This window comes from Fulvivirga kasyanovii, assembly GCF_009711405.1.
Taxonomy (GTDB): Bacteria; Bacteroidota; Bacteroidia; order Cytophagales; family Cyclobacteriaceae; genus Fulvivirga; species Fulvivirga kasyanovii.
On the sequence record NZ_SMLW01000100.1, the window covers coordinates 1 to 683 of the forward strand.

Below are 683 nucleotides of genomic sequence, written 5' to 3' on the forward strand. Positions count from 1 at the left end.
CCCAGGCGGGACTTCAGGCCGATCGCGGTATAAGTCTCTCCTGTCCCCTGGAAGACGCCCAGTTGCTGAAAGCTGTATAGCAACAGACGCTCGCTCCAGTCCAGCAACTGCTCAAAGCCTGAGCGCAAGGTCTCAAACGAAGCTTGTGCGGATGGGGATATCTCTACTCCAGGAACCAGTTCGGATATCATGGATGGACTGCTTAACGGAAGTTGATCGTACTCCGGACGGGACTCAAAACCGAACTCTGACAGTACATCGCCGTGTCGCTTCACCATCACAAGGTCTTCTACGCCACTAGACAAGACTTCTTCTATCGCTCGTAGGCCTTCCTGGTCGGTGATCCCGTACAGACCGGAAGATTCCAGACGCGTTCGGTAATATGAGCTGGCAACTATACCGCTCTCGGACCAGTAGCTCCAGTTGATCACATGAACCGGGCAACGCAGTACTCCGCGTAACGACTGGGCGTAGGTGTCCTGAAACGTGCAGGCGGAGGCATAGTTGCTCTGACCGGGGCTGCCCACAAAGGCGTTCAGTGAGGAGAAGAACATCACAAAATCCAATGGCTCGTCTCGCAAATGATCGTACAAATGGATGCTTCCGTGTACTTTCGGGGATAATACGCTCAGCAGGTCGCTCTCTTCCATATTCTCCAGGCGTTTGTCGCGTAGCTCTAAGGC

At 54.0% G+C, this 683-nt stretch carries 1 protein-coding gene; it reads right to left on the reverse strand.

The window, feature by feature from the left end:
- Nucleotides 1-650: KR domain-containing protein (locus tag E1163_RS00180; protein ID WP_246223441.1), on the reverse strand; the 650-nt coding region annotated here is incomplete at its 3' end.
- Nucleotides 651-683 lie beyond the last annotated feature (33 nt).